Below are 7,625 nucleotides of genomic sequence, written 5' to 3'. Positions count from 1 at the left end.
GGGCGTCGCGCCCGTGTCGCCCCCGGCCGTGTCGGGCGTCGCGCCCGTGTCGCCGCCGGCCACCAGTCCGAGCGCCTCGGCGCCCGTGACCCCGAGCGAGGGAAGGGCTGCCGCGAGATCGGCGCGCGCCACCGGCAGGCCGAGCACGAAAAGCCACGCCAGGGTCGCGGACGGTTCGGCCCTCCCGAGCTTCGCCCGGAGAGCCGTGAGCGCCCGCTGGGCCGGAACCCGCTGGTTGCGGCGGAGCGCGGCATCCGCTTCGCTCCCCCACAGCCCGGTCAGCGCCGAGACGGAGTAGTGGGCGGCGTCGAGGTCGGCTCGGAGCTGGTCGACGAGTGCAGAAGTCACTGACCTATTCAACTGCACCGGAACCCCACCCGGGCTCAGTCCCTCCAGCGGCTGTCCTGTGCATAACTCCTGCACATTCCGGAGCCGGCACCCGGCCGGCCCGGAATTCCGGGCCGGATTCCGGGGCGACTCCCGGATTGCAGTAGTTATGCACGGGTGGGGACGGAATCGCCGCGCCCGGTCGGCGGGAACGGCCGCCGGGGCCGGGACGGGAACGGCGGGACGGGAAGGGCGGGACGGGAAGGGGCGGAGGTCAGCGGCGCTCCTCCGCGATGCTGTTGCCGCCGTCCACGACGATCGTCTGCCCGGTCACGTAGGAGGCACCCGGCGAGGCGAGCCAGGCGATGACGGGCCCTGGCGAAACATGCGTGCCGCCTTGCGGATGCCGCGCCGCGCAGACCTCCGGCCCGTGTTGCTCGCGCCGACGGCAGGAGCAACACGGGCCGGAAGGCGGGGCCTCAGCCCTTCTCGGAGCCTTCGGTGGTGTTGGTGAGCCGCTTCTGGAAGACGAAGAACATGATCGCGATCGGGATGGTCATCAGCACGGCGGCCGCCATCTTGAGCGGGAACTCGTTGCCCGAGCCGAGCTGACCCGAGAACAGCGAGGCGATACCCGTCGTGAGGGTGTTCGTCTCCGGGCTCTGCCTGGACACGATGAAGTGGCCGAATTCGTTCCACGAGCCCTGGAAGCTCAGGATGAACAGGGTCACCAGGGCCGGCCGCGCCATCGGCAGCACGATCGTCCAGAAGGTGCGGAAGACTCCGGCGCCGTCGAGACGGGCCGCTTCCTCCACCCCGCTGGGGATCGACTCGAAGAACTGCTTCATGATGAAGATGCCGGCCGCGTCAACAAGCAGCGGCACGATCATGCCCGCGTAGCTGTCGTACATGCCGAACTGCTTGAGGATGAGGAAGCGCGGGATGAGGAGCACCACCCCGGGGACGGCCATCACGGCGACGAGGGACGCGAAGATGAGGCTGCGCCCGCGGAACCGCAGCCGGCTCAGCGCGTAACCGGCCAGGGAGTCGAAGAACACCCGGCCGAGGGTGATCGTGATGGTCACGAAGATCGTGTTCATCGTCCACAGCGGCAGCGGGACATCCGTGAACAGCCGCTCGAACGACGCGAACGACCAGATCTGCGGGATCAGCCGGAGCGGGTCGTTGGTGGCCTCGTCATCGGTCTTGAACGCCGAGGACAACGTGATCAGGAACGGGTAGATGTAGACGAGGGCGAGCACGCCGAGCATGAGGTAGCTGAGCCCCGCGCCGGTGCGGAGCCGCCAGCCGATCGATCGCTTGCGCGGCGTGGGGGCCGGCGTCGGCTCGGAGGCCGCTGCGGCCGGGGCCTGGGGGTGGTCACGGCGTTCATTTGTCTTCTCCGGCCTGGTTCGAGGAGGCGCTTCCGGTGGAGGGTGGCGTTCCGTTCGAGGATCCCCTGGCCGAAGCGGATGCCACGGTGGTCGCCGCGACGACGACGGCACGATCCGCGGCGATCGCCCCCGCCAGAGCTCTGCTCACTCTGCCCTTGTCCTTCCGATCCCGCAGAACATACCGCTGCAGGGCGGTGAGCAGGATGATGATCACGAACAGGATGAAGGAGATCGCCGCACCCTGACCCCAGTTCAGCTGCTTGAACGAGGTGTCGTAAGCCAGGTAGGCAGGGGTCAGCAGGGTCTTGCCCGGCTTGCCGCCGCCGGTGAGGTAGATCTGGTCGAAGACCTGCCAGGTGCCGATCAACCCGAGCGTGAGCACGGTGAAGAGGGTCGGCTTGAGCATCGGCAGAGTGACAGAGAAGAACTTGCGGAACGGGCCGGCCCCGTCCATCAGGGCCGCCTCGTCGACCTCGGCGCCGATCGCCTGCATGGCCGCGATGAAGAGCAGCATGAAGGTTCCTGACGTGGTGAACACGGCGAGCAGGATGATGGCGCACATGGCCACGCTCGGCCCGCTCAGCCAGTCCCACCAGCTGACCCCGAGCATCCCGCCGCCCGTGAGCGCGCCCGGTGCCGAGGAGACGCCGAAGGCGCCGAGGATGATGTGCAGCACGCCGCGCGGGTCGGCGAACCAGACCGGGCCGCTCGCCCCGAAGAACCCGAGGATCTTGTTGACGGCACCGGTGGCGCCGAAGAGGAACAGCCAGATCGCGGTGATCGCGATCGAGCTGGTCACCGAGGGGAAGTAGAACGCGGTGCGAAAGAAGCCGCGGCCCTTGAGGATGCGCCGGTTCACCTGCACCGCAAGGAACAGGGCGAGCGCGGTCTGCAACGGAACCACGAGCAACACGTAGTAGACGTTGTTGCGGATGGATGTGCCGAAGTCCTTCTGGGCGAGGCCCGGATCGGAGAGCACCGCCTCGAAGTTCTTCGAACCGACGAAGCTGACCTGCGGGTTCAGCGGTGAGCCGAGCCCGCTCCAGTCGCTGACGCTCACCCAGATGGCGAGGAGCACCGGCACGACCAGGAAGACCCCGATGATGATGATCGGCGGAGTGATGAACAGCCAGCCGTACTTCGCCTCGCCGCGATGCACGCTCGATCGAGACGTGCCACGGCGGCGATTCGGGGCAGACCCTGCCCCACCGGATGCCGTTCCGGCATCCGTTGTTGGATTGGTGCTGCCCCGAATCGCGCTCATGATGTCCTGCCTACTTCTTGTTCGCTGCGTCGAGGGCGTCCTGCAGGTTCGTCTGCAACGCGCTCAGGATCGCCTTGGGGTCGCCCGTGCTCAGGCCCTGCAACTGCGAGTTGAAGTCGCCGATCACGGTGGATGCGCCGGCGAACGCGACCGGACTGACCGCGTAGTCATTGCTCTTGACGAACGACGCGTTCTGCGGGAACGTCGTCGAGTAGACCTTGGCGGCCGACTCGGTCGAGGGGATGACCCCGAACGCGTCGGAGAACTTCAGCTGCTGCTCGTCGGCGGTGAGGAACTTCACCAGGCTTTCGGCGGCCGCAGTCGTCTTGGACTGGGCCGGGATGCCCCAGCAGTTGCTGAAGGTGAAGGTCGACTGTCCGCCCGGGCCGGCGGGAAGTTCAACGGCCTTGTACTTCAGGTCGGGGTAGTCGGTCTTGAGCCCGCTGATCCAGGGACCCTCGATGACCATGGCGGCCTTGCCCTTGCCGAGCGCCTCTCCACTCCAGCCGGAGTCCAGGTCGGCCGGGAACTTGAGCACGCCGTCGGTGAGGAGCTTCTTCACCTCGGTGAGTCCGGCGAGGTTCTCGGCCGAGTCGGCCGTGACCTTCTTGCCGTCCTTGGACAGCATCGATCCGCCGGCCTGGTTCATGAACGTGCCGATCCGGCCATATTCGGCTCCGAAGGACAGCCCGGCCGTGTCGGCCGTGGTGAGCTTCTTCGCGACGGTCTCCAGACCGGCCCAGTCGGTGGGGATGTCCGCGTCGGTGAGCCCGGCCGCATCCCACTTCTCGGAGTTGATGATCAGGCCGAGGGTGGAGAAGTCCTTGGGCTCGCAGTAGAACTTGTCCTTGTAGCTGAACGCGCTCTTCAGGGCCGGGTAGAAGGCGTCCTTGTTCGCGGCCTTGTCGGCGTAGGGCTCCAGGTACTGCTTGCTCGCGTAGGTCTGGAACTGGTCCCAACCCATGTAGAACAGGTCGGGCGGGCTGCCGCCGGCGAAGCCCTGGCCCAGCTGCTGGGTGAGGTCGTTGGCCGCGACGACCTTGACGGTCGCCTTGTTCGTGGTGCCCCAGGCCGTGGCCGCGTCGGTCACGGCCTTCGTCTCGGCGTCGCCGCTCGAGCCGATCAGCACCGTGAGCTTCTGCCCGGCAACGTCGCCGCCGGCGCTGTCACTGCCACCGGACGAACAGGCGGCCAGGCTGGCCAACAGTCCGCCGGCCACCAGGACGGCACCCCAGCGTGCTCCTCGTTGTAGTTTCATTGTGATTCCTTTCCATCCTTGTGATTGCCGACCGCATTCTTGGTTGCGGTGGGGGTCGATCCCGCGTCAGGGGCCAGCAGCCGCAGCGGCTGCCGGATGACGAGGTGAGGTGTGATGAGCCGGTGACGAGTGTCCCCGGCGTCGGCGTCGCGGTGCACGAGGTCTCCCCCGGTCTCGCCGAGCAGAAGTTCGAGGGCGCCGCCGGCGACCTCGTCCAGGGTCTGGTCGACGCTGGAGAGGCCGATGGCCTGACCGACGGGCGAGTTGTCGAAGCCGATGATCGGCAGTTCGCTCCGGCCGACGGATGCCGCGGCGATCATCGCGCCGAGGGCGAGCGTGTCGCTCGCGCAGACCAGTCCGTCGATCCGGTCGTCGCTCTCGAGGAGTGCCATCACGGCATCCCTGGCGTCCTCGAGGCGGTCCTCCACACTCAGGTTGAGGGCGGCGAGGTCGCCGTCGCCCGGGGCCAGGCGCTCCTCCACGGCGGCCTGCCAGCCGCGGCGACGATCGTCGCCGGTGCCGGAGAGGCTCGGCCAGCCGACGAAGCCGATCCGGGAGGAGCCCTGGTCGATCAGGTGAACGGTCGCCTCGCGCATCCCCGCGAAACCATCCACGTCCACCCAGAGGTGCCTGGGGTTGTTCATGTCGTTCGCGCCCCACGGCCGGCCGAAGGTGACGAAGGGAACATCGTTCTCCACCAGCCATTCGGTGCGCGGGTCGCCGTGGAAGGTGGCGGTGAGCACGAACGCGTCGACGTCGGCGCCGGCGCGCAGCTTGCGGATCTGCTCGATCTCGGCGGCCGGGTCGGCCGCGGTGAAGAGCAGGACCCGGATGCCGCGGGCATCCGCCTGCTCGGTCAGGGCGTGCAGGAATCGGTCCAGCAGCGCGCCCGAGATACCGTTGGTCATCGGGTCGAGCCGGATGGCGATGGTGGAGGACTTGCGCATCCGCAGCCGACGGGCCGAGGCGTGCGGCCGGTAGGCCAGCTTGCGGATGGCCACCTCGACGCGCTTGCGGGTCGCCGGCTTGACGATCGCCGGCGTGTTCAGCACGTTGGACACGGTCTGCCTGGACACCTGGGCGGCACGAGCGACGTCTTCAATCGTCGGTAACCGGTCCACGGTGCCTCCTTGCGGTAAGTGGTGATTTGATCGTTCAAAAGTTTGATCGTTCAAATCTTGAGTGCTACGTTACCTGAATACGCGAATCTGTCAACAATCAATCGCACATCGGGCCTCGAATGCAGTACTCCAGGGCTCATCGAATCAATGAGGAGTCGTGAATCCACGCATGTCCGAGACATCGAAGCACCGCCAGCAGCCCCTGCTCCACGACGAGCTGGTGGCGCTGTCCGCGCCCACCCAGGTCTGGTCCTCCCCCGACGGATCGATGGGCAGCCGCCCCCTGCACGGCGTCTACCATTCCGACACCCGCATCGTGGGCGCCCTCACCCTCCTCGTGGACGGCCAGGTCCCCGAGATCATCTCGCACAGCGTGACGGATGCCGCCACGCTCCGCTTCGTCTCCCTGCTGCGCCACCTCGACGGCCGCGGCGCCGACCCCCGGGTGCTGCTCAACCGGGTGCGCCAGGTGCGCGACGGCCGGGTGACCGAGACGATCGAGCTCACCTCCGCGATCACCGACCCGATCGAGACGACCGTGACGCTCGAGCTCACGCCGTCGTTCGACATCATCCACGACGTCAAGGGCGGCGTGCGGACGCCCGACGTCGAGATCGCGTCCCTGCTGGACGACGCCGGGGTGCACTACTCCTCCGGCGGGGTCACGGCCTCGTTCACCTCCGCCGACGCCGACCTCGTCGTCGACGCGAACGGGCTGACCACCGCCAGCTGGAGCGTCACGATCCCCGCCCACGGCAGTGTCAGTGTGAGCTGGGAACTGGCCATCGTCGACCCGTCGGCCGTTGTGCGCGGCGCGAGCGGGGCATCCGAGTGGGCCGGCGTGACGGCCCGCGCCGACGACTCCCGCCTCGGCGCCTGGGTCGACACCGCCCTCAAGGACCTCGCGGGGCTGCGGATGGTCACCCGCGACCAGCCGGACGAGGTCTTCCTCGCCGCCGGCGCGCCGTGGTTCTTCACCCTCTTCGGCCGGGACTCGATCTGGGCCGCCCGGATGCTGCTGCCGCTCGGAACCGGCCTCGCCGCGTCGACCCTGCGCGTGCTCGCCGCCCTGCAGGGCACCGAGACGGTCGCCGCGACCGCCGAACAGCCGGGCAAGATCATGCACGAGCTGCGCCCGGGCACCCTCGACATGCCCGGCGAGGAGACCTCCCTGCCCCCGCTCTACTACGGCACGGTCGACGCGACCGCGCTGTGGATCACCCTGCTGCACGACGCGTGGAAGTGGGGCATGGCGGACGCCGAGGTCGAGGCGCTGCTGCCCAACCTCGAAACCGCCCTGGTCTGGATGCGCTCCTACGGCGACAGTGACGGGGACGGCTTCCTCGAATACGTCGATTCGACCGGGCACGGCCTGGCCAACCAGGGCTGGAAGGACTCCGGCGATTCCATCCAGTGGCGCGACGGCCGCCTCTCCGAAGGCCCGATCGCGCTCTGCGAGGTGCAGGCCTATGCCTACCAGGCTGCCATCGGCGGCGCCGAGCTGCTCGACCATTTCGGCCGCTCCGGCGGCGCGGACTGGCGCGACTGGGCTGCCGCGCTGAAGGTCCGCTTCAACGAGGCGTTCTGGATCGAGTCACCGGACGGCGCCTACCCGGCGGTCGCCCTCGACGCGCACAAGCAGAAGGTCGACACCGTGACCAGCAACATCGGCCACCTGCTCGGCACCGGCATCCTCGACGAGAAGGGCTCGCGCCTGGTCGCGCAGCGCCTGATCTCCCCTGAGCTGAGTTCCGGCTACGGCCTCCGCACCATGTCCACGGATTCCACGGGCTATTGGCCGCTGAGCTACCACGGCGGCTCGGTCTGGACCCACGACACCGCGATCGCGATCGCCGGCCTCGGCCGGGCCGGCTTCGGTGCGGAGGCAGCCATCCTGATCGAGGGGCTGCTGCGCACCGCGGAGGGCTTCGACTACCGGATGCCGGAACTCCACTCCGGTCACTCGACCGAAGAGTCCGCCGCGCCGATCCCGTACCCCGCGGCCTGCCGCCCGCAGGCCTGGTCGGCCGCGTCCGCGGTCGCCGTCCTCGGCACGATCCTGGGCCTCGAGCCCGACGCCCAGGCCGGCGAGCTCGGGGTCTCCCCCCTGCCGATCGCCGGGGGGCTCGACGTGCGCGGCCTCGTCTTCGGCGGCCGCAGCTTCGAGCTCGCAACGGATGCCTCCGGCGCGGTGAGCCGCAACACGCTGCTCGGGGCGGCATCCGTCGCCGTCGGCGGCGCGTAGGCCACCGCGACCGCGA

The 7,625-nt window shown here is 68.7% G+C and carries 6 protein-coding genes; 1 reads left to right on the top strand and 5 read right to left on the bottom strand.

Translation table 11 applies throughout. The features are described 5' to 3' along the window. From E3T48_RS02100 to E3T48_RS02075, 5 genes are all read right to left on the bottom strand, one after another. Positions 1-348, bottom strand: a 348-nt coding sequence (locus E3T48_RS02100; RefSeq protein WP_420898340.1) for a DUF7059 domain-containing protein, incomplete at its 3' end; no start/stop codon positions are given. Positions 349-806: 458 nt separating this feature from the next. Then, a complete protein-coding gene (locus E3T48_RS02090; protein ID WP_134522224.1) occupies positions 807-1,598 on the bottom strand; it encodes a carbohydrate ABC transporter permease in 792 nt (263 codons plus the stop codon). A gap of 118 nt (positions 1,599-1,716) precedes the next feature. After that, a complete protein-coding gene (locus E3T48_RS02085; protein WP_134522223.1) occupies positions 1,717-2,985 on the bottom strand; it encodes a carbohydrate ABC transporter permease in 1,269 nt (422 codons plus the stop codon). Between the two features lie 10 nt (positions 2,986-2,995). Further along, complete coding sequence (locus E3T48_RS02080) at positions 2,996-4,243, bottom strand: sugar ABC transporter substrate-binding protein (RefSeq protein ID WP_134522222.1); 1,248 nt, start codon at positions 4,241-4,243, stop codon at positions 2,996-2,998. After that, positions 4,240-5,364 carry a LacI family DNA-binding transcriptional regulator gene (locus tag E3T48_RS02075; protein WP_134522221.1) on the bottom strand — a complete coding sequence of 375 codons (1,125 nt, stop codon included), beginning with the start codon at positions 5,362-5,364 and terminating at the stop codon, positions 4,240-4,242. Before E3T48_RS02075 ends, E3T48_RS02080 begins: the two co-directional genes overlap by 4 nt. Positions 5,365-5,533: 169 nt before the next feature. Here E3T48_RS02075 and E3T48_RS02070 point away from each other — a divergent pair, with 169 nt between their 5' ends. After that, positions 5,534-7,609, top strand: a complete 2,076-nt coding sequence (locus tag E3T48_RS02070; protein WP_134522220.1) for a glycogen debranching N-terminal domain-containing protein — start codon at positions 5,534-5,536, stop codon at positions 7,607-7,609. Positions 7,610-7,625: the final 16 nt, after the last annotated feature.

This window comes from Cryobacterium fucosi, from assembly GCF_004403515.1.
Taxonomy (GTDB): domain Bacteria; phylum Actinomycetota; class Actinomycetes; order Actinomycetales; family Microbacteriaceae; genus Cryobacterium; species Cryobacterium fucosi.
This window is presented reverse-complemented; position numbering and strand designations above follow the sequence as displayed.